Raw genomic sequence first — 21,758 nt, forward strand, 5'->3', positions numbered from 1 at the left:
TCATCGGCGCTTTCCGGCCTCAATCTGCCTTGCGAGCCTGCGGAGGTCGTCTGAAAGTCCATCTGTTTTGCATCCGAAGACTGAGAGAAATCGTGCTTGATAAGAGACAGTTCTATATCGAAGGGAAGTGGGTAGCGCCTGAGAAAGCCCGCGAACTCCCGGTGATCGATCCATCGACCGAACAGCCTTGCGCTGTCATCTCCATCGGCGATGCGGCAGACGCCGATCGCGCGGCGAGGGCCGCCCGGCTGGCATTCGAAAGCTGGTCGGGAACAGGGCCTGCCGAACGCCTTCGGCTGGTGGAGCGGCTTCTCGACATCTATGAACGACGCGCCCCCGAAATGGCGCGGGTGATCAGTCTGGAAATGGGGGCGCCGATCGACATGGCACTGTCCGATCACGTCGGAGCCGGTGCTTATCACATCAGGAACTTCATCACGGCGTTTCGCGAGTTCCCGTTCGAACGGCCTCTGGGACCGCATGCGCCCAACGATCGCATCCTGATGGAGCCGATCGGCGTCGCCGGCCTGATTACACCGTGGAACTGGCCCATGAATCAGGTCACGCTCAAGGTCGTGCCGGCATTACTGGCAGGCTGCACAACGGTGCTCAAGCCGTCGGAGATCGCACCGCTCTCGTCTATGCTTTTTGCCGAGTACGTCGATGAAGCGGGTTTCCCGAAGGGCGTGTTCAATCTCGTCAACGGCGACGGCATCGGAGTCGGCGCGCGCCTTTCTTCTCATCCCGATGTCGACATGATCAGTTTCACGGGTTCGACGCGCGCGGGCATCGCCATATCGAAAGCGGCCGCCGATACGCTCAAGCGCGTGGTGCTCGAACTCGGCGGCAAGGGCGCGAACCTCATATTCGCCGATGCGGATGCCAATGCGGTCAAACGCGGCGTGCTCCATTGCTTCAAGAACACTGGGCAAAGCTGCAACGCACCCACGCGTATGCTGGTCGAGCGCGCCATCTATGAGCGCGTGGTCGATGAAGCGCGGGCCATTGCTGAGGACGTTTCCGTCGATGCGGCCCACGCACCCGGCAAGCATATCGGTCCGCTCGCCTCCGAAGCACAGTTCCAGAAAGTGCAGGAGATGATTGGGACAGGCATCGACGAGGGTGCACGTCTTGTCGCGGGAGGTCTCGGTCGTCCGCGAGGACATGAAACCGGCTACTTCGTCCGGCCGACCATATTCGCCGATGTGAACAACCAGATGGCCCTTGCCCGCGAGGAGATCTTCGGACCCGTGCTCTCGATCATACCGTTCGACAGCGAGGAGGAAGCCATCGCCATCGCCAACGACACGCCTTATGGGCTCGCGAACTATGTGCAGTCGACTGACGGCGAGAAGCGCAATCGCGTCGCAGGGCGGCTGCGCTCCGGAATGGTCGAAATGAACGGCAGACCGCGCGGCCCGGGCTCGCCCTTTGGCGGCATCAAGGCATCCGGACGCGCCCGCGAAGGCGGCGTCTGGGGCATCGAGGAATTCCTGGAAGTCAAGGCTGTTTCGGGTTGGGCGGATTCGGCCAGCGCGCATGAATAAGCGTGTCATCAGACAACACGGCCCTAACCATCGAGCAGGTTCAATCAGGAGACGGGAGATGTCCAAAGCACTATCCGGAGTACGTGTACTCGATCTGTCGCGAGTGCTCGCCGGACCTTGGGCCAGCCAGACGCTAGCCGATCTGGGCGCCGAAGTGATCAAGATCGAACGGCCCAAAACCGGTGACGACACACGCGGCTGGGGTCCGCCGTATCTCGAGGACGCGCAGGGCAATCTCACCGGTGAGGCTGCCTACTACCTCGCGGCCAATCGCGGAAAAAAATCGGTCACACTGAATATCGCACACCGCGAAGGTCAGGCCATCATTCGCCAGTTGGCATCGCAGGCCGATGTCTTCATCGAAAATTACAAGGTCGGCGACATGGACCGATACGGTCTGTCTTATGAAGACCTTCGCGAAATCAATCCGCGTCTCATCTATTGCTCGGTGACCGGGTTCGGACAGACTGGGCCGTTGGCCTCGCTCGCCGGCTATGACTTCATCGTGCAGGGGATGGGCGGCCTGATGAGCATTACCGGTGAAAGTGACGATCGCCCCGGCGGCGGACCGCAGAAGGTCGGCGTGGCGTTCGCCGACATCATGACCGGCATGTATTCGACGGTCGCCATTCTAGCGGCCATCACGCAGCGCTCGACGACCGGCAAAGGGCAGTACATCGACATGGCATTGCTCGATGTTCAGGTCGCCACGATGGCCAACATGAACCTGAACTACCTCGTTTCGGGTAAGACGCCGCAGCGCCAGGGCAACGCTCACGCGAACATTGTTCCCTATCAGGTCTTCGATGTCAGGGACGGTCAAATGGTGATCGCCGTCGGCAACGACAGTCAGTTCGCGAAGTTCTGCGAGATCGCCGACTGTCTCCATCTTGCGGTCGATCCGAGGTTCGCCACGAACGCTGCCCGCGTGGCGCACCGCGACACCCTCGTTCCGATGCTTCAGGAAGTCATGTCCACGCGTACTGTCGAAGAATGGACGTCGCAATTCAATGAGAAAGGCGTACCGGCCGGCCCGATCAATAGCATCGCGCAGGCATTTGAACATCCGCAGGTGAAGCATCGCCAAATGCAAGTCGCTATCCCGCATCCACTTTCAGGAACGGTCCCGAGCGTGGCGAACCCGATCCACATGTCCGAGTCGCCTGTCAGCTACGACATGCCGCCTCCCACCTTGGGCCAGCACACTGACGAGGTGCTTGCATCGCTTTGCGGCCTGACCGATGAGCATATTCAGGCGCTTCGCCGGGATGCGATCGTATAGGGGCTCAGTGTTGTCGTGGATCGTGTTGAATCGCGCGTCGGTCATGTGTCGTCATGCAACCCGACTCGCACATTGTTGAACCGGAGAAAGTAGAGAATGAACGGCGCTGAAAGTTTAGTCACCACACTGCTGGAGTCAGGGATCGACACCTGCTTTGCCAACCCTGGCACAAGTGAGATGCACTTTGTCGCTGCCCTGGATCAGATTCCCGGCATGCGCTGTGTGCTCGGACTGCAGGAAAACATTGTGACCGGAATGGCCGATGGCTACTATCGCATCGCCGGAAAACCGGCGAGCACGCTGTTGCATTGCGGGCCAGGTCTCGCCAATGGCTGGGCCAACCTGCACAATGCGCGCAGAGCCAATAGCGGGATCGTCAATATCGTAGGCGATCAGGCAACGTATCATCACCCCTACGACGCACCGCTTACCGCTGACACAGCCGGCCTCGCGGGCGCCGTATCGCGCTGGGTTCGCACAAGCAGGCACGCCGCAGATGTCGGCCGTGACGCCGCTGCCGCTGTTGCAGCCGCCCGCACCGCGCCGGGACAGATCGCCACCCTGATCCTGCCTTCCGATACGTCGTGGGATGCGGGTGGCGTCGCCGCCCGCGCTCTTCCCGTACCGGCAGCCCCGATCATCGACCCGTTTGCTGTCGAAAACGCGGCGCGCATTCTGCGCCAGGAGAAGAACGTTTTGGTTCTTCTAGGCGGTCGCTGCGCGATTCCAAAGGCCCAGGCGCTGGCGTGGCGAATCTCCAGCGCGACCGGCGCGACCCTGAAATACGAATATGTGAATGGACGCATCGCGCGTGGATGCGGTCGTCTGCCGGTCGAGCGCGTACCATACAACACCGATCAGGCGATCAAAGTGCTGGAGCCGTTTCAGCACATCATTCTGGTCAATGCGAAGCCGCCAGTCGGGTTCTTCGCGTATCCCGGCAAGCCCTCGACCCAGTATTCCAGCGGCGCTCAGTTGCACTATCTGTCGCGCTTCGATCAAGACCCCGAAGCCGCCCTGCTCGCGCTCGCTGAAGCGCTCGACGCGCCCGTGGTCGATATGCCGGATGCGGGACCGCGCCCCGAAGCCGGCAGCGGCGCGCCGACGCAGGAAGGTCTCGCTCGAACACTCGCGGCCTTGATGCCAGAAAATGCGATCGTTTCGGATGAAAGCATCTCTTATGGACGTGGCTTCTACAAGTTCACGCACGCGGCGGCACCGCATGACTGGCTGCAGCTCACCGGCGGCGCTATCGGTGACGGCCTTCCGGTTGCGACCGGCGCAGCCGTGGCCAGCGGCGGATCGCGAAGAGTGATCAGCCTGCAGGCTGACGGCTCGGCGATGTATTCGCTTCAATCATTGTGGACGCAAGCTCGCGAAAGACTCCCTTGCACGACGATTTTGCTCAGTAACCGCAAGTACAACATCCTGATCGGCGAATACGAGAACGTTGGGGCCATACCAGGTCCGACTGCCATGGGCATGCTCGATCTGTCGAATCCTGATCTTGACTGGGTCAAGCTGGCGAATGGCATGGGCGTTGAGGCCGCGCGTGCAACGACGCTCGAGGAATGCGCCGATCTGATGAAGCAGAGCTTCCGTCAGAACGGCCCTTTCCTGATCGAACTGCTTATCTGATGAGGCCTTGCTCTACGCAAGGCGCGGAATCCAGCAGAAGCGCGGCGTGGCATAGCTGCCATGCTGATGACGCGAAGAATTTTTGGAGACATACGAACGTGAGCGTTATAACGCACGTCGGTTTTCTTGGCCTTGGCAACATGGGCGCCGCAATGGCCATGCGGCTCATTCAACCTGAATCGAAAGTACACGTTTTTGATCCGAACCCCGAGGCTGTAACGCAGCTCGTGGAAGCGGGAGCGGTCGCGCATGCAAGCCCTCGCTCGGTCGCGGATTCGGCCGCTGTCGTCATGGCCTGCCTGCCTAGCAGTGACGTTTGCGAAGCCGCGATCTTCGGTCCGGAGGGCGTCGCGGCCGGCAAGGCCGTGCAGACCTACGTCGAGATGTCGACGATCGGGCCCACCGCGGTCTCGTCGATTGCGAAGAGGCTCGCACGCAACAATATCGCCACGGTCGATGCGCCCGTCAGCGGCGGCCCGTCAGCGGCGCGTGCCGGCACGCTATCCATCATGTTGTCAGGAACGAGCGACAACGTCGCACCTGCAATGCAATGGCTCGGTCATATCGCAAAGAAGATTCACAAGCTAAGCGATCGACCCGGTCAGGCGCAGGCAATGAAGCTGGTGAACAACATCATGCTGGCCGCCAATATGGCTGTCGCATCAGAAGCGCTGGCGATGGGCGCCAAAGCGGGCCTGGACGCCGACGCCATGATCGAAGTCATCAAATCCAGCACGGGGCAAAGCGCAGCGGCGGATATTCTTGCTCGCTTCGCGATCCCCGGAGCATTCGATTTCGGCGCTCATATTTCGATTGTCGCAAAGGACGTGGAACTGGCCATCGCCGAGGCTCGCGCCCTAGAGGTTCTCGTTCCCGTGCTGGACCAGGCGAGAAGCCTTTGGCACTCAGCGATGGAGCAAGGCCGCGGTCGCGACGATTTCACCTCGATCATCAAGCTCGTCGAAGAGCGCAGCAAGGTACTGGTTCGGGGCGCATCACGGCAGTGAGACGCCAACGCGTTCTGACTACGTCGCTATGATTTCGTACACCTATGGAGCAGACAATGGATTCAACCACCGAGAAAGTCGATTTCCTCACGGCTGTCAGTGATAGCGCCAATCTCATGGCGCAACTTGCCTACGCCACCCCGGAGACGGCTCCGCTCGTGCCGGGGCGCCGAACCTTTTTCAAGTACCGCGACCTCGGCGTCACCGATGCCACGAATGGGCGAATGCGCGCTCAGCTCACCATCGCAACCGGAGAAATGCAGCAGACAGGCTGGCACTACCACCTCTGCGAATCGCAGTTCATCTTCACGCTGCGCGGTTGGGTCGATCTCATCTTCGAAGACGGTCGCCATATCCGCGTAAGTGCGGGAGAGTCCCTCCATATTCCGGGCGGGCTCAAGCACAATGAACTCGCGATCTCGGAAGATTTCGAGCTTCTCGAAGTCTCGATACCCGCGAAGATGGGAACGGTGGCTTGCGAGCCGCCTGAGCGTTTCATCGCGCAACGCTAACTTCGGAACGGATAGACACTGAACGCTGTCGGCAAGCGAGCACATCGGCAACGTTGCGTTGTCGAAAACAATCAAGCGTGAGGCAATTCCAGAAATGACTAAAGGCTATATCATCGCCGAAGTGACCATTCGTTCGCCCGGAGCGGAATGGAACGAATACAGTAGCAAAGTCCAGGCTACGCTGGACGCATATGGCGGCACCTTTCTGATCCGTGGAGGTACCCAAAACGTGCTCGAAGGCGGGACCGACACGGGCACCATCGTAGTCCTCGAATTCGAAAGCCCAAAAAAGGCAGAAGACTGGTATGCGTCGGCCGCTTATCAGAATATTTTGCCCCTTCGCCTACGTAATGCAGACGCGCGTGTCATGTGCCTGTCTGGAACGGATTAATGGACAGAGGAGCGACGCCGCGATTTGCGCCTGATGCAGTCGCGGCTTCGTCCGACTATCCGCTAAAAGAGCGTTTTATCTTTCCGTGGATCCACGCGGTCGCCCGGCGCGATCTTCGCATAGCGAACGGTATAGCGACGCGCATATCGATTCAGAGCAAACGACAGACTTCAGAGCTGACTAGCATGATCAACGCAAACGGCCGACTGGCGGGAAAGGTCGCATTTATCACGGGAGCAGACGCGGGCATCGGACGCGCCGCCGCGGAACGGTTTGCCGGCGAAGGCGCCGCCATTGTCATCGCGGAATTCAATACCGATAACGGCAAGTTGGTCGCCGAGGCGATCAACGCAAAAGGAGGAAAGGCGAAGTTCGTTCATTTAGATGTCACGAGCGAAGAAAGTGTGCGTGAGTCGATTGATACCGCCGTCAGGTTCACCGGCAAAATCGATGTCCTGTATAACAATGCGGGCGGATCAAGCGCTGTTGATGCTCGTGTGACAGACTGCCCAACAGAAGAGTTCTGGCGTGCGGTCAAGCTCGATCTGTTTGGTACCTGGGTTACGTGCAAGCATGGAATCGCGTCCATGTTGAGAACCGGAGGCGGATCGGTCATCAATAGCTGCTCGGTCTTTGCGCTCGTTGGTACGCGCGGGAAGGACGCCTACACGGCAGCGAAAGGCGGGATCGCCTCGATTACGCGCTCGATGGCCGTCGAATACGCGCCGCATCAGATTCGCGTGAACGCGCTCGCTCCCGCGGTAACGACGACCGACCGCGTGCTGGACCTCATCGAAAAGCAGCCGGACGTGTTGAAAAAAAGCAGCGAGCGACAACTTCTTGGACTCGTCAAGCTAGAAGAAGTGGCGATGACTGCGCTATTCTTGGCGTCGGACGAATCGAAGACCACGACCGGCCAGATTTTCGCGGTTGATGGTGGATTTTCGAGCTCGTGAAGTGAAAGGGGTGGAAGAATCTGCATCCCCTACGCTCGTGCTGCCTCGTTGACGCGAACAAAAAACGGGAAGAGTATCGATACCACATTCAAGAATGCGGCAGCGAGCGCTTCGTCGACATCGGACTGTGGAATCGACGTGGTAGACTCAGCCGCCTATCAGAGTGGCCCTGTGCGCCTTGATTGAACAAACTCCCCAGGTGTAGGGGCACACGGATTCGCAGACCGACCCCATTGAGAGGCATCGACGACATTGTCAGAAGCGAAAAAGCGAGTCGCACGATTCTCAGGTGCGCCTGTGGACGACACCGCCTCGGCTTCCGCCGGCAACGGCGCAGGACGTCGCCGCATACAATCGGCTGACAAGGCGACGGAAGTCCTGCTCGCGCTTGTCGAGGCAGGAAAAGCGGCGCCCTTGCGCGATTTGGCGCGCGCGGTCGACATGCCGAATAGCCTCGCGCATCGCTACCTGGCCAGTCTGATGGCGAGCGGACTCGCGGTCCAGGACGAGATCACGGGTCTTTACGACCTGGGACCTACCGCGCTTCGCATCGGCGCCTCGGCGCTGGGACGTCTGGATCCCCTGCGCCTTGCAAGCGAGGCCATGCCGCAACTAGTAGCGAGCACGGGGCTTCCTACGCTGCTCAACGTACTGGGTGATCGCGGTCCGACCATCATCCGTTGGGAGCGCAGTTACGTTCCGTTTATCACCACACTATCCGTCGGATCCACGTTCCAGTTGACTAATTCGGCCACGGGACGGGTAATGCTGGCGTTCATGCCAGAGCAGGTCCGGGATCATCTTATCGAGCTAGCAGTCTCCCGAAATCTCGAGCAGCCGCCTGCGAAGTTGCTTGAGCGCCTTGAAAAGATCCGCAAGCGCGGATACGACGAAGCCGAATCGGTCCTTATTCCTGGTCTTGCGGCTATCAGCGCTCCGATACTCGACGTTCAGGAGGAAGCGGTTGCTTGTCTGACCTTGATCGGCGCGAGCGCTGATGTCGGACGAATCAAGGCCAAGGCCATCAAGTGTCTTGTTGAAACGAGCACGCGAGTTTCGCAGGCTTGTGGAAGCAATGCATCGTTCTCTTGATCCAAGCACGATTTGGCGCAGCCCTGCGCCGAGCCACCGTCGAGTTCTACGGTCGTTTCAGGTGAGATGGTGGCGCGCCGTTCAAACATTCGCGACAACGCGCGTGACGCCAAGGCGGGTGTCTTTCCCGGGTGAGAGCCGTGGAACATTGCAACGGTCAGAGATATGACGCGCATCTCGGCATTCGTATGCTCGCTTTTCGAGGCGAAGCCGTCGTTTGGGTGTTTCGTTGGACGCGCGGTCGAATGACGGCGTATGGCCGCTTGGAATAAACCGCTCGCGCGGTAGGGGCTACGGTCAGACGCCGGTGCTCAGGGAGAGGCCGGCATCGTGATTCCGTATGTTGGCGAATGAGGCAATCCGCCTCGTTCTCCGGCAGGAGCGGAATCATGATCTCCTCACAATCAAACGTCAGTCCACTGCGTCAGCGCATGATCGACGACATGCGCATGCGCCAGCTTGCCCCCAAGACGCAGAACATCTACCTGCACATCGTGCGTGAGTTCGCCCGTTTTCTCGGGCGCTCACCTGACACGGCCACCGTCGAGGACCTGCGGCGCTACCAGTTCTATCTGGTCGACCACGGCACATCGGCCGTGTCGCTGAACCACGCGATCACCGGCCTGAAGTTCTTCTTCACAGTCACGCTCGACCGGCCCGAGCTGATGGTCAGGATGCAACCCGTGCGCGTGCCCCGCGTATTACCCGTCGTGCTCAGCCCCGACGAAGTGCGTCGGCTCATCGAGGCCGCTGGTAACCTGAAGCACCAGACCGCGCTGTCGGTCGCGTACGGCGCGGGGCTACGCGCCAGCGAAGTGGTGGCGCTGAAGGTCACCGACGTCGACAGCGAACGCATGACACTGCGTATCGAGCAGGGCAAGGGCCGCCGCGACCGCTACGCGATACTCTCGCCGGTGCTGCTTGAGCGCCTGCGTGTGTGGTGGCGCGTGGCCCGTGCGCAGGGCAAGAAGCTCGATGGCGGGTGGCTGTTTCCCGGGCTCGATCCGCTCGATCAGCTGAGCACGCGGCAACTGAACCGCGCCATTCATGCCGCCGCCGAGGCCGCGAACATCGACAACCGCGTATCCATGCATACGCTGCGCCACTCTTTTGCGACACATCTCCTCGAACAGAAGGTGGATATCCGCGTGATCCAGGTGCTGCTCGGGCACGCGAAGCTGGAGAATACAGCGCTCTACGTCCAGGTGGCCACCGACCTGCTGCATGATGTCACCAGCCCCCTGGACCGTCTGCCCTTCGAATAAGTCAACGCGTCGTAGCGCCTCATGCTGGAGGTTGCGGACATCTTCCGCAGCCACGGGCCAGCGTGGCGAGCCAACACACGCCTGAGCCTGGGGCAGCTGAAGGTCATGTCGGCCATCGAACGGTGACGCACAGCGGCACTGGGCGGACATGTGCTGCGCTGTTCAGGCTGTGCAAAGACAGAAGTGTCCTTTAACTCGTGCCGTGACCGGCATTGTCCGAAGTGCCAGGCCAGCGCCGCATACCGCTGGCTCGAGGCGCGCCAGGCCGATCTGCTGCCCGTCGAATACTTCCACGTCGTCTTCACGCTGCCCGCGCCAATCAGCGCGATCGCCTGGTACAACAAGCGGGTCATCTACGGGCTGCTGTTCGACATCGCCGCCGACACGCTGCGCACGATCGCCGAGGATCCCAGGCATCTCGGCGCCCAGATCGGCACCACGCTCGTGCTGCACACCTGGGGATCGGCACTCACGCATCACCCGCATGTGCACGGCATCGTGCCTGGTGGCGGGCTATCGGCTGACGGTGAGCGCTGGATCGCCTGCCGGCCGGGCTTCTTCCTGCCGGTGCGCGTCCTCTCACGCCTGTTCCGGTGCCGCTTCCTCGAGGCACTCCAAGCAGTTCACCACCGTGGCCATCTGCAGTTCTTCGGCGAGTACACCGGGCTTGCGGATCCCACCACCTTTGCCCGATGGCTTGCGCCGCTACATGCCTGCGAATGGGTGGTCTACGCCAAGCGCCCGTTCGCAGGACCCAAAGCGGTGCTCGAGTACCTCTCACGCTACACGCACCGAGTCGCCATCTCTAACCAGCGCCTCGTCGCCTTCGATGAGCGCGGCGTGACGTTCCGCTGGAAGAACTGCCGTGCCAAGGGCCGCACCCGCTACAGACCATGACCTTCGAAACCGGCGAATTCATGCGCCGCTTCTTGCTTCATGTACTGCCCGGTGGCTTCCATCGCATCCGTCACTACGGACTGCTCACCAACCCGGTGCGCCGCGCCAATCTCGCGAAGGTGCGCGATCTCCTGCACGTCGCGCCCGAGCTCAGCCCGTCACCCCACGACACCGTCATCGAGACCCGGCCCCTCTTCATTTGCCGGCATTGCGGTGCACCGATGATCGTCATCGAGATCCTCGCGCGCAGCGCCCCGATCCGCGCACCGCCTATGCGCCGGGGTCAAACATGAGCGCCATGGCTCCTCGATCTGCCTGTCGAACGTCGGCTTTGCGGCAACGCGGCCCACGAGCGGACGTTTGCGCGCATCGCTCCTGGAAACGCCTCGCAGGCTTACTTCATCATCAAGATTGCACGACTGCACTGCTTCGTCACCCCGTCAGCGCGCTTCAGGTATCCCGATCGGCCGCGCCGCATCCGACACCGCCGAGCATCCTGACCTATCAATCACCATAAGCGCGAAGCTCCAAACGCATCGGAGCACTCCGCGGTTTCCTCCATCGGGCTTATTCGACGCCTGCCGACACATCTGGAGGCACTGTCACATTCCAGCGGCCGATGGCAGGCATCGAATAACCCTATATGACTTTCCTTGTCAATCGGAAGGTGTGGTTTGCAGTGTGCTCATAGGCTAAGTAATTCCCTGAAGCCGGCGTAGCAGTAAATCTCGACGGTGGATCATCCTGATATCCGCGGGTTGGTTTCCGCATTACAGTGGACCGTCTCGTGAGCCTGCCGCATTCTTAAGCCGCAAGTCGGATGATGTCCGTTGCGGGATTATGCCGTGGGTTGCTCGAGTAGCCGGGCTACGCCGCCTTCAGGAAAATTATCAATCTATCGGATGAGCGATGTGCTGCTCGCAATCAGGTTGTCGCTCGGCTACAGGGTAGCGCGAGGGACATCGCCAGGCGCGCGACGTCCCAGATGAAACCCGATAGTTCGCGAGCGACGGCTACTACCGTGGCATTGGCATTCTTGCCACGCGCGGCCAGTGCCGGGTGTCGGTAGCTCCAGGCCGCTTCCACGAGCAACTTTCTTGCATAGCTATTGCCGGTCTTGGTGATGCTCCCCTGCCGTCGTTTGTCGCCTGATGAGTGTTCTGACGGGGTATCACCGAGCCACGCCATCAATTGACGCGGATGGTTAAAGCGCGACAGATCGCCGAGTTCGGCGAGCATCCCAACGGCCGTGGTGAACTGCACACCACGCATCGCCTGCAAGCCCAAGACAGCCAGATAGAACCGCCAGTTGGTCACCGCCTCACGCAAGGCGGCTTCCACACGCTGACATTGCGCGAGCCGATCTTCGATCGTGCGCCGAAGCTCTTCAAACGCGAATTGTTGCCATTCGCTAGCGAACGCATACTGGCTCACCCAGCGTCGGTGAGCAGGCCCCCAGTCAGCATGACCGGTTAGCGTACGTCGTGTGCGAGCAGGAATGACTTGAGCCGCTGCCGCGCGTGCTTCAAAGCGACTTTGGCCGTCATCCATGCGCGGGCGAAGTCACGAAATGCCTCGTCCTCGACGGTCAGAACGTACACGGCTGACAGATCCCCGGTGCGTAGGGACCGCACAAGCTTGACCGCATCGCGGCGGTCCGTCTTGACGCGCTCGCCGGGCTTTCTGGGAATCAACGACGGCGCACACACCATGCAGTCGAACCCCTTCCGGACCAGTTGCCGGTAAAGGCCGTAGCCACATGGCCCTGCCCCATAGACGACGCGTACGTGTCGGGCTTTCGATTGAAGTCGCTTGCGCAGGCGATCGATACCGGTCTTCGTCGTACCGATCTTGCCGAACAGTTCGACCTCGCTCGCGCCGAACGCGTAGGCGACCGTGATCGAGTCCTTGTGAACGTCCTGGCCGACGTACAGCGTGCTATCGTGTTCCATGCTGGCTCCGTGCGGGAAATCGCCGGGTGTGGCACCGTCCACACCGTGCGGCTCTGGCAATAATGCTGATCCGCGTTTGATTTCTCACGGCGGGCCAGCCTCTGCCTCACGGAAGGTCATAGTGTCTTAAGCGAACTCGGTCAGGTTGAGCGCATGGTGGCGCGTCGATTCATCGACGAACTACCGCGACCGTCGGCGATGGCGATCCGCATGTTGAGGTTGCAGCAGCGATTCCTGATGACACCAGCTATTTGGAGCCAGACGTCAATAATCCTTGCCCGCACCAGGAACTCGCCTCTCGCGGCTCGCCATAGGCACGTTAGAAAGTAGTACTACTGTTTGACGCTAAATTCATTTATGTAAAGCTACTTCACGGGCTGATCGTCAGGTTCAACCGATGGTCTACGATCTACACGCGAATGAACCGCTGGTACAAGAGCGGTGTACTGGATCGCGACGTCACGGAATTGCAGCGCGAGCAGATCGTGCACCTCCAAATCACTGCCCAACGTTTCTAAAGCTTCCCAGGACGGCGACCCTTTCGTTGCGGCCTACGTTCGTGCCCAGATCAAGCGAGGCCATTGCTCATGTCTTCAGCGGCAACGTCACCCGAAAAATGGTTTCGCCTGGACGTGAAGCGGCTTCGATGGTTCCCCCATGCCGATTAACCACAATACGATAAGCGACATGCAGACCCACCCCCAGACCTTGCCCTTGCGTTTGACTGACCAGGTTGCACGTAAAGAAAGGCTCGAACAGATGCGGAATTGCGTCCTGCGGAATACCCGGCCCGGAGTCGATAAACTCGACCACGCCACGATCCGCGTCGCGGCGCGTGCGAATGATGAGTTCCCCTTGCCCGTTCATCGCCTCAACGGCATTCTCGATGATCCGGGTCCACACCTGGTTGAGTTCGCTGCCATACGCCGGAAGTCGCGGCATGCCGGTATCAAAATCACGCATTATCACAATGCCCCGCTTGAGTTCGTGCCCCATCACGGTCAGGGTATCTTCGATGCCGGCGTGAATGTCGACCTCCTGCCGCGGCCCCTGGTCCATAAATGTGTAAGACTTCATCGCCTTGACAAGATCAAAGATTCGGGCCGCGCCGCGCTTCGCCTCATGCATCACAGATCGAAGTTCCAGGACTTGGGCTATCCACGAAACTGCCGCACCGAGTTGATCCGCGTTCAGCCGGGCAGCCAACGGCTCGAGATCATCGGATGTGATCCCATGCGCGACAAGACACGGAGCCGCCAGCCACGGCTTCGCCGTGCCATGTGATCCAAGCCAGTCACCAAGCCGCGATTCTGCTTCGCTTACTCGGAGCGCATCACCGACGCTCACACCGGTCTGCACTGCGCTGCGTGCGGCCATGGTTCTCAGCGCATCGACGGTCTCGCGAGGGACCGCGTGCAAGCCGAGCGCCAAGGCTGAATCCTCGAGCGTTGCGAGTCCGTCGAGCATGTAGTCGAGGGCCCGCGACACGGCTGACGCGGGATTGTTAAGTTCATGCGCGAGGCCTGCCGAGAGCTTGCCCAGTGCGGCCAGTTTCTCTCGATTGCGTCCAGAGACTTCGAGCGCGGCTAGAAAGTCGGTCATGCCGCGAGCGACCAGGCGCGTGAAGGAACCGGACAACAAAAAAAGATTGCGGAACGCCGTTTCCGGAAGTGCGGCGATCAGGCAATCGCTCGTCGCCCTCAGCGTCGCGGGATAGGGGATCGACGCCACCAGTGCTGGCGCGCCGAAGAAATCGGGTGCAACGTAACGTTGAGTTGAAAGCTCGCCTTCGGCTCGCCGCGTCGTCGAGACCTCGCCTTCGAGCAGAAGCAGCAAACTGGTGTTCACCTCGCCTTCCGCGAGCAGCACATCTCCCGCCCTAGCGGTGAATTCGGTCAGGTTATCGCACAGCCATTGCAGACGCTCAGGTGGAAGGTCCGAAAAGATCGGCAGTTTGCCCAGTTTGTCGAGTTCGATCATGGTTCACTTTCCCCTCCCGACAGCAGTACGAGCGAGGACGTGGTGCGGTCGTCCACTTGCTTTCGACAAACGCCACGCCGTAGCCTCCCGCCGGAATGTCATCTGCGCGGCCCCAATCGAGAACGGCGACGAAGAGGCAAGCGTCCCGCTCAGAGTGTGTTAGAACCCGTGCTGCAATTCGAGGGAGCGTGCGGGAGAGACCAGACCGGTACCAACAACTCTACTTGAAATCCTGCTACGACATCAGTTGTGTGCGCATGGGTCGGTGACCCCGGTTGTTCAATTCCCCTGTTTGATTACAAACCAGGAAGCGCTAGCCTCGCACCCGGACATCAAGGCCTTGATTTTAAGCCAATTCAGACTTCCCTCTCGTGCCGCGCCTGCGCATACACGGCGTCGAGCACGGCGACGCACAGTCCATCCTTTCTCGAAGAAACGTAGTGCTGTAGCATGCGCTCGTTCGTGCCGGCAGCCGTGGCGATCGCGTCGTCCCGTGCATCCCCAAGCCAAAACTTCATGAAGTGCTCGATGGCGGCTTGAAGAATACGCCGGCGCGTACCTTCAGCATCTCGTCTTACTCGGTGCTCGTTCCTCGCGGCGGCAACCGACCCGGATTGCGTCGGTAACGTAATAGCTGCAATCAGGCCGCCCGCCACCGGAATAGCCTCCAATCCGGGTGCGCGTCGAATTTGCTGCTGAGTTGATTATGTTACTTATGTCGAGTCAGCGCTCCGACGCAAACCGTTCGCAGATCAAGTCGATGGCGGACGTATCGTTGCTCACTTTTTAACATCGATGTAGCGCTCACGCGATATCCGCATCGCCGCGTCGAAGTCGGTGTCAGTGGCTAGATGCCGGTGATCAACACTGACCAGCCAGCCATTTGGGGATTTGCACCATCGAATTCTTCCCTCTTGGTACAGTGCGGAGAACCATCGCCACAGCGAGGCATCCTCTCTGTTGGCGAGCTGGGCCGCCTGCGCACGGACATCATCACATAGAATCATAGGCATACGTATTTGACGCAGATCGTCGCTCGGCGAGTCGAACATACGTGGTGCGGAACTTTGCGTTTCTCAGACCTGACCCTACGGTTTGCGCGGGAAAGGCGAACGGACAACTTCGAGACTAAAAGCTTCGTCATTGCGAACGCGCCAGGCACGCCGAACTCGCAAAGCAAGATCCATATCAGGAGAGGTCGTGGATAAAGCGTAAGTCGTGCATTCGATCGCTGACGAGAAAGCCGTCAGGAATCAGTTCTTGCCAGCACTCACCTGCAAGGCGTATGTCTTCCAGGACTTAGGTTCGACTAGTCCCCACTCAAGGCAGCGGGAGGCCGTGAACTCGTCACGAGCGAACCGCCGCAGATGCTCTTCAGAGATTCCTTCCACCAACAAGATCCACTCTGCGGCAAAGCGATTGCCGCTTCGGCGACTTTCTTCCGTTACAAGCGTCGATGCGGACGGGTCAGGTTCTGCGAAAGTGATCCGCACTATGCCAGGCCGCCCGCACCAGTCGCTTAGCAACGCAGAGGTAATCTCTTCCTTTAACGCCAGCGCATTGAGCGCCCGCACGCCGACCACCATGACGAACCCCGCTTCCGCGCTTCCGGCTTTCGCAAGCAACCGATACGCTGAGCGCCGTCCATCCTGAAACGTCGGAAGCGTGGCGCGCGTCCAGGTGGTAGGGTTATTCAGACGTTCGAGATAATCCGGTCGAGACAGCACGGAAAGACCGTCGACGTCGTAGAGAATCAGATAGCATCGTTTCGCGTCCGTACGCTCGAAGCGCCGGCCCCGCAGAAATCCGGGAATGGCAAGGCGCTCCGGCATATGCTCGCGCGTGTGCCACGCGACGAAGTTCTCTTCGTCGCATTCACACACGGCAAGCGTCGCACAGAGAATGGCTCGTACGGATTGCGTCATGTTGCTCCTTCAATGGAAGCTGAAACTACCATTCGACCGGCAATGAAACCACGCCGAAGACATTGCCGTTGCGCTTGAACTCAAGTGCATCGAAGGGCACGGCGAGACGCAGTGCCGGCAGCCGCTTGAACAGCGCTTCAAATAACACCTGGAGTTCGAGCCGCGCGAGAGGCTGCCCCAGACACTGGTGCACACCGAACGAAAATGCAACATGAGACGCCCCCTTGCTATCGCGACGAATATCGAATCGGTCGGGCTCCGGAAACGCCTCCGGATCGTGATTCGCCGCCTGAACCGGTGCGAACACACCCTCGCCCTTGCGAATCAACTGGCCACCGATAACGACATCCGCGGTCGCCACGCGAGCGGAATTCATGTGCGTGATGGAATGAAAGCGCAACATCTCCTCGACGGCGCCGCGCACGAGTGACGGGTCGGCAATCAGCGCGTCCACCTGCGCGCGATCCTGCAGCAAGCTCAGCAACCCGAGACCGATCTGGTTCGCCGTCGTCTCGTGCCCGGCGAGATACAGCAACGCGCCCATCTGCACGGCGTCGGCATGGGAAAGCTTGCCGGTGTTGATCCATTCGATCGCGAGACGGCTCAGCAGATCGCCACCGTCGCCCGGCTTCCGCTCCTTCGCAAGCAGAAGACGGTCAATGTACTGCTCCATCTCGTGCGCGGATTTCCTGAGCAACTCCGGACTGATGTCGAGATTCATGCGGTTGCTGCTCAGCAGTTGCAGACGCGCGTGGTCTTCATACGGTACGCCGAGCATAATGGAAATGACCACGGAAGGAAGCGGCAGCGCCACATCCTGGATGAAATCCGCCGGCGCGCCCTTTTCGATCATCTTGTCGAGCAACGTATCGAGCGTCTTCTGCACGAAGGGACGCAGTTCGTCGATACGTTTCATCATGAACTCCTTGGTCAGCGTGCGCCTGTACTGGCCATGCTCCGGTGGGTCCATCGTGATGAAAGTCTGATAAGACCGCGACTGCTCCGCCCGCGCTGGCGACACCGACGGATAACCCTGGGTCTGCGGCGAAGCGCTGAAGTGCGGGCTCGTCAGCACGTCCCTCAAGTCCTTCATCTTCGTTACCACCCAAACCGTGCTGCCGTCCCACGTCTTCACGCGCTTGATGGGCTCACTCTCGCGAACGCTCGCGTAACGCGGTGGCGGCTGCAGCGGACATTGGGCCGTTCGCGGCCACGGAAAATGGTCGTCTTCGCGCGTGCACGGCTGGAAGGATGTATCGCTCGTCATGGGTTCTGTCTCCTCGTCTGTGAACTTGTCGATCTGTTCAACGCGCGGTGGCGCCGCCGTCGACGGGCAGCGCCACGCCAACCACGAAGGAAGCCGCATCCGAACAGAGCCACGTCACGGCGTCCGCGATTTCCTCGGGTTGCGCCATCCTGCCGAGCGGATTGGCGAGCTTCGAGCGTGCTATCAGTTCATCGCCGAATCGGGCGCGTGTGAGGGCTGTTTCGACGAGTCCCGGACACACAGCATTGACGCGGATACCTTTCGCTGCGAACTCAATCGCCGCCGCCTTCGTCAACCCCACGACACCGTGCTTCGCCGCGCCGTACACGCCATCCGACGGCACGCCGACGAGGCCGGACCGCGATGCGTTGTTCACGATCGCGCCCTTCCCCAAGGCCAGCATGTGATCCAGTTCCGCTTTCATGCAGTGCCACACGCCCTCCAGATTCACGGACATCACGCGATCCCAGTTGTCCTGCGTGGACACATGGAGACTCGCGGCGCGATCCGGCACGCCCGCGTTGTTGAATGCCATGTCGAGCGCGCCGAACCGCTCGACGGTCGATTGCACCATCGCCTTGACCGATGCCGCATCGGTGACGTCGACCTCGATGAACGTCGCTCGCGTGTCGCAATGCGCCTCGATGAGCCGCACCGTCTCCTCGCCGCCGGTCTTGTCCGCGTCCGCCACCACAACCGCCGCGCCCCTGCGTGCGAAACCCATCGCCGAGGCCCGGCCGATGCCCGATGCGGCGCCCGTGACCAGCGCCACCTTGCCGCCGAAATGTCGATCCATGTGCTGCTTCTCCTGTTTCCCTTCCCACGCTTCGCTATGCGGTCATCGCCAGGCTGGCGAAGAGTGTGATCAGCGCGTCGAGCGTGGCGTGAATACGCTTCGCGAACCAATGCCTTTTCATCGTGACCTCCGCTTACCAACGGACCGGCAGCGCCTTCAATCCGTAGACGAACGACTTGTCCTTGTAACGCAGCGCATCCTCGGGCACGGCGAGCTGAAGATTCGGGAAACGCTTGAAGAGGGTCTCGAACACGACCTGAAGTTCGAGCCGCGCGAGCGGCTGCCCAAGGCACTGGTGAATGCCGAATGAGAATGCGACATGCGACTGCTCCTTCGTATCGCGGCCGATATCGAACCGTTCGGGTTCGGGAAACGCAACGGGATCGTGGTTGGCTCCATGCAGCAGGGCCAGCACGCCCTCGCCCTTGCGAATCAGCTGGCCACCGATCACGACGTCTTCCGTGGCGACCCGATTCGAATTCATGTGCGTGATCGAATGAAAACGCAGCATTTCTTCCACTGCGCCTTTCACGAGCGACGCATCCGCCATCAGCGCCGCGCGTTGCTCGGGATGCTGAAAGAGGCTCAGCAGCCCGAGGCCGATCTGGTTCGCCGTCGTCTCGTGGCCGGCGAGATACAGCAGCGTCGCCATCTGGACAGCGTCGGCATGCGACACCTTGCCGGGATTGATCCATTCGATCGCCATGCGGCTCAACAGATCGCTGCCGTCGCCCGGTTGGCGTTCCTTTTCGAGCAACAGCGCGTCGATGTATTGAGTCATGTGCTTCGCCGACTGCGTCAACGCCTCGGGCGCGATCGACAGATCCATCCGGTCGCCGCTCCATTTCTGCAGCTTGTCGTGGTCCTCGTAGGGCACGCCGAGCATGATCGAGATGACGAGCGAGGGAAGCGGCAACGCGACGGCCTCGATGAAATCGGCCGGCGCGCCCCGGCTTTCCATGTCGTCGAGAAGCTGATCGAGCGACCGCTGGACCAGCGGACGGAGTTCCTGCATGCGCTTGGCCATGAACTCCTTCGTCAGCGTGCGGCGATACTGGCCGTGCTCGGGCGGGTCCATCGTGATGAAGGTCTGATACGACTTCGACTGCGCGGCCCGCGACGGCGACACGAACGGAAAACCGGGCGTCAACGGCGACGCGCTGAAATGCGGGCTTGTCATCACTTCGCGGAAATGCTCCATGTCGGTCACGAGCCACGCGAGACTGCCGTCCCACAGGCTCACCTGAACGATGGGCGCCCGCTCGCGCAACACCGCATACTGACGCGGCGGCACGAGCGGTGCGGCGCTGTCTCGCGGCCACGGAAAGCGCTCCGTGGCGAACGGGCATGTGACGGTACTCTCGGGACTGTTCATTCGTTCCTCGGCGTGGGTTGGATAAGCGCTCTGGCGAGTGCGTTCTAGAAGCGGTGCCGCATGCCGACACGCAGCACCACCTGATGTGCGGTATTCGACGGCGTGATCGTCAGATAGGACGCCACGGCGGACTGCCCGGTCGAATCCACTCCGGACGCGACCTGATAGTTCGCCATGAAGTAGACGTCGGTCCGCTTCGAAAGAAAGTAATCAACAGACGCGTTGAACATGTGATATTTCGCGCTGTCCTTCCCGTCGATTCCACCGCCGACGAGATAGTCATACGAGCCGTTCAGCCAGAGAAAAGGCGTGATGGCATAGCGCGCGAACACGTTGTAGCTGTTGAAGGCCGCATTTCCGGTATAGCCCCGCGGATTGGTGAGCGCGAGATTGCCCGACGAGGGAGAGTTCAAGTCCCCGAACGTGATGTGCGAATAGTCGAAACCGAAGACCAGGCTTTGCACCGAGTATTGAAACGCGGCGCCCATGACCTGGTAATACGCCGCCGAGGCAAACGCGCCATACACCGGGTTGGTCTGAACGCCGCTCGTCGCGCCGAGGTTGTTGGCCGTGCTCGAACTGTTGGGGTTGTTGCCGAAGAACGAGCGGTTCGGGTCGCGGGCGCGCAAATACGCCACGGCCGCCGTGAACGGTCCGTTAGCGTAAGACGCGCCAGCGGAGTAAATGCTGTTGGTGCCGAACGATCCCGCCACGCCGCCGAAGCTGTACAGCCCGCCGAACTTGAACCCGCCGTATGTGTTGCTGGTGAACTTGACGGCATTGTTCACCCGATACGTGTTGCCGAAGTTGTTGATGTCGTTGCCGTGCAGCGCATAGGTGCCGTTGCCGACCGAGCCGGTGATCGGCCCGATGAAATCGACCACCGAGTCGTATTGGCGGCCCATCGTCACCGTGCCGTATGGCGACGCGAGACCGACATACGCCTGCCGGCCGAACATGTTGCCGCCCTGAGCCAGCGTGCCCGTGCCGATATCGAAGCCGTTCTCCAGCACGAAGATCGCCTGATAGCCGCCGCCGAGATCTTCAGTGCCGCGAAATCCCAGGCGATTGCCCTGCATGATGCTGCTGCTCATCGCGTACTGATGGCTGCCCGTCCGTCCTCCGCCGGGCACGGCCGTCTGCGCGTTGTTCACGAAGTTCAGACCGTAATCGATGATGCCGTAAATCAACACGTTGCTCTGCGCGGAAGCGTGTGCGGATGCGAACAACACCAAGGCGGCTGACGGCCATCTCCAATATTTCATTGCTGTCTCCATGTCTCATATCTTTGAGATTTTTGATTTGGATAACTACTTGATTAAGCTGATCGAGTGAGGCGAAATCTCATTTCAACGACAACTCAGGTCCGGCCTGCACAGGGACAGATGCGACATGCCCGGCACGGATGCAGAGCGGAACCGATACAGCACGTTCGCCCGCAGCACGGGTTTCGCGAAGGCGTCGCACTCCATCACGCATTCGAGACTCAGATGCCAGTGGTCTCCCGCCGGCTGAACGGCCCTGACGGTCGCGCCGACGCGCAGCCCCGAACCCGTCGGCACGGGCGCCATGAACTGAACTTGTTCGACCCGGTGAAGGGCGACATTCAGTGTGTCTTCGAGGACGTAGATCTGCTGAAGCAGCGGGATCAGCAAGGCGAGTACGACGCTGCAAGGCGCGAAGGCCTGAAGCGATCCGTCGACGTGGTCCGGCCCACGATCATCGGTCAGCGATTCGAAGCGATCGAGCATCGCCTGATCGACTTCCATCCAGTCGCTGTGACCGAGATGGAAGTCCAGACAGGCGCGTATGCCTTCTACGCCGCTTAGCATAATGGGCACTGGTTTCTCCGGTTCGAACGCGCTTGCCGTGCCTG

At 60.4% G+C, this 21,758-nt stretch carries 18 protein-coding genes and 3 pseudogenes; 11 read left to right on the plus strand and 10 right to left on the minus strand.

The features are described 5' to 3' along the window. Window positions 1-92 precede the first annotated feature (92 nt). The 10 genes and pseudogenes from AC1Z32_RS09730 (at window position 93) to AC1Z32_RS09775 (ending at window position 10,880) form a co-directional block, all read left to right on the plus strand. Window positions 93-1,547, plus strand: a complete 1,455-nt coding sequence (locus AC1Z32_RS09730) for an aldehyde dehydrogenase family protein (RefSeq protein ID WP_483478813.1) — start codon at window positions 93-95, stop codon at window positions 1,545-1,547. A 58-nt stretch (window positions 1,548-1,605) separates the two neighbouring features. Beyond that, complete coding sequence (locus AC1Z32_RS09735; RefSeq protein ID WP_483478507.1) at window positions 1,606-2,829, plus strand: CaiB/BaiF CoA transferase family protein; 1,224 nt, start codon at window positions 1,606-1,608, stop codon at window positions 2,827-2,829. Window positions 2,830-2,925: 96 nt separating this feature from the next. Then, on the plus strand, window positions 2,926-4,467 hold the full coding sequence (locus AC1Z32_RS09740; RefSeq protein ID WP_483478508.1) for an acetolactate synthase large subunit: 1,542 nt from the start codon (window positions 2,926-2,928) through the stop codon (window positions 4,465-4,467). Between the two features lie 98 nt (window positions 4,468-4,565). Further along, the gene (locus AC1Z32_RS09745; protein ID WP_483478509.1) at window positions 4,566-5,474 is read left to right on the plus strand and encodes an NAD(P)-dependent oxidoreductase; all 909 of its coding nucleotides are present in this window, start codon (window positions 4,566-4,568) and stop codon (window positions 5,472-5,474) included. 44 nt (window positions 5,475-5,518) lie between these two features. Beyond that, entirely contained in the window at window positions 5,519-5,986 is a 468-nt protein-coding gene (locus AC1Z32_RS09750; protein WP_483478510.1) for a cupin domain-containing protein, read from the plus strand. Window positions 5,987-6,044: 58 nt separating this feature from the next. Continuing rightward, a complete protein-coding gene (locus AC1Z32_RS09755; protein ID WP_483478511.1) occupies window positions 6,045-6,377 on the plus strand; it encodes a DUF1330 domain-containing protein in 333 nt (110 codons plus the stop codon). Further along, a complete protein-coding gene (locus AC1Z32_RS09760; protein ID WP_483478512.1) occupies window positions 6,377-7,333 on the plus strand; it encodes an SDR family NAD(P)-dependent oxidoreductase in 957 nt (318 codons plus the stop codon). Before AC1Z32_RS09755 ends, AC1Z32_RS09760 begins: the two co-directional genes overlap by 1 nt. 297 nt (window positions 7,334-7,630) lie before the next feature. Next, window positions 7,631-8,425, plus strand: a complete 795-nt coding sequence (locus tag AC1Z32_RS09765; protein ID WP_483478513.1) for an IclR family transcriptional regulator — start codon at window positions 7,631-7,633, stop codon at window positions 8,423-8,425. 389 nt (window positions 8,426-8,814) lie between these two features. After that, window positions 8,815-9,690: a site-specific integrase gene (locus AC1Z32_RS09770; RefSeq protein WP_483478514.1), complete on the plus strand. Its 876-nt coding sequence runs from the start codon at window positions 8,815-8,817 to the stop codon at window positions 9,688-9,690. A gap of 21 nt (window positions 9,691-9,711) precedes the next feature. Continuing rightward, a pseudogene (locus tag AC1Z32_RS09775) lies at window positions 9,712-10,880 on the plus strand (IS91 family transposase). Window positions 10,881-11,511: 631 nt separating this feature from the next. Here AC1Z32_RS09775 and AC1Z32_RS09780 read toward each other — a convergent pair. Next, window positions 11,512-12,539, minus strand: a pseudogene (locus AC1Z32_RS09780) (IS110 family RNA-guided transposase). Between the two features lie 374 nt (window positions 12,540-12,913). On the opposite strand from AC1Z32_RS09780, the pseudogene AC1Z32_RS09785 reads away from it, so the two are divergent. Then, window positions 12,914-13,045 (plus strand): annotated as a pseudogene (locus AC1Z32_RS09785) (IS5-like element ISCARN85 family transposase); the annotation flags it as partial. 79 nt (window positions 13,046-13,124) lie between these two features. Here AC1Z32_RS09785 and AC1Z32_RS09790 read toward each other — a convergent pair. From AC1Z32_RS09790 to AC1Z32_RS09830, 9 genes are all read right to left on the minus strand, one after another. After that, window positions 13,125-14,519 carry an ATP-binding protein gene (locus tag AC1Z32_RS09790; protein WP_483478515.1) on the minus strand — a complete coding sequence of 465 codons (1,395 nt, stop codon included), beginning with the start codon at window positions 14,517-14,519 and terminating at the stop codon, window positions 13,125-13,127. Between the two features lie 356 nt (window positions 14,520-14,875). Then, window positions 14,876-15,037 carry a hypothetical protein gene (locus AC1Z32_RS09795; protein ID WP_483478516.1) on the minus strand — a complete coding sequence of 54 codons (162 nt, stop codon included), beginning with the start codon at window positions 15,035-15,037 and terminating at the stop codon, window positions 14,876-14,878. Between the two features lie 261 nt (window positions 15,038-15,298). Then, window positions 15,299-15,571 carry a hypothetical protein gene (locus AC1Z32_RS09800; RefSeq protein ID WP_483478517.1) on the minus strand — a complete coding sequence of 91 codons (273 nt, stop codon included), beginning with the start codon at window positions 15,569-15,571 and terminating at the stop codon, window positions 15,299-15,301. Between the two features lie 201 nt (window positions 15,572-15,772). Next, the gene (locus AC1Z32_RS09805) at window positions 15,773-16,444 is read right to left on the minus strand and encodes a hypothetical protein (protein ID WP_483478518.1); all 672 of its coding nucleotides are present in this window, start codon (window positions 16,442-16,444) and stop codon (window positions 15,773-15,775) included. A gap of 25 nt (window positions 16,445-16,469) precedes the next feature. Further along, a complete protein-coding gene (locus tag AC1Z32_RS09810) occupies window positions 16,470-17,711 on the minus strand; it encodes a cytochrome P450 (protein WP_483478519.1) in 1,242 nt (413 codons plus the stop codon). A 37-nt stretch (window positions 17,712-17,748) separates the two neighbouring features. Next, window positions 17,749-18,507, minus strand: a complete 759-nt coding sequence (locus tag AC1Z32_RS09815; RefSeq protein WP_483478520.1) for a glucose 1-dehydrogenase — start codon at window positions 18,505-18,507, stop codon at window positions 17,749-17,751. A gap of 133 nt (window positions 18,508-18,640) precedes the next feature. Next, window positions 18,641-19,882 carry a cytochrome P450 gene (locus tag AC1Z32_RS09820; RefSeq protein WP_483478521.1) on the minus strand — a complete coding sequence of 414 codons (1,242 nt, stop codon included), beginning with the start codon at window positions 19,880-19,882 and terminating at the stop codon, window positions 18,641-18,643. A 44-nt stretch (window positions 19,883-19,926) separates the two neighbouring features. Next, a complete protein-coding gene (locus tag AC1Z32_RS09825; protein WP_483478522.1) occupies window positions 19,927-21,147 on the minus strand; it encodes a porin in 1,221 nt (406 codons plus the stop codon). A gap of 84 nt (window positions 21,148-21,231) precedes the next feature. Continuing rightward, window positions 21,232-21,714: a hotdog family protein gene (locus tag AC1Z32_RS09830; protein WP_483478814.1), complete on the minus strand. Its 483-nt coding sequence runs from the start codon at window positions 21,712-21,714 to the stop codon at window positions 21,232-21,234. Window positions 21,715-21,758 lie beyond the last annotated feature (44 nt).

The organism is Caballeronia sp. 11_S32, from assembly GCF_056930355.1.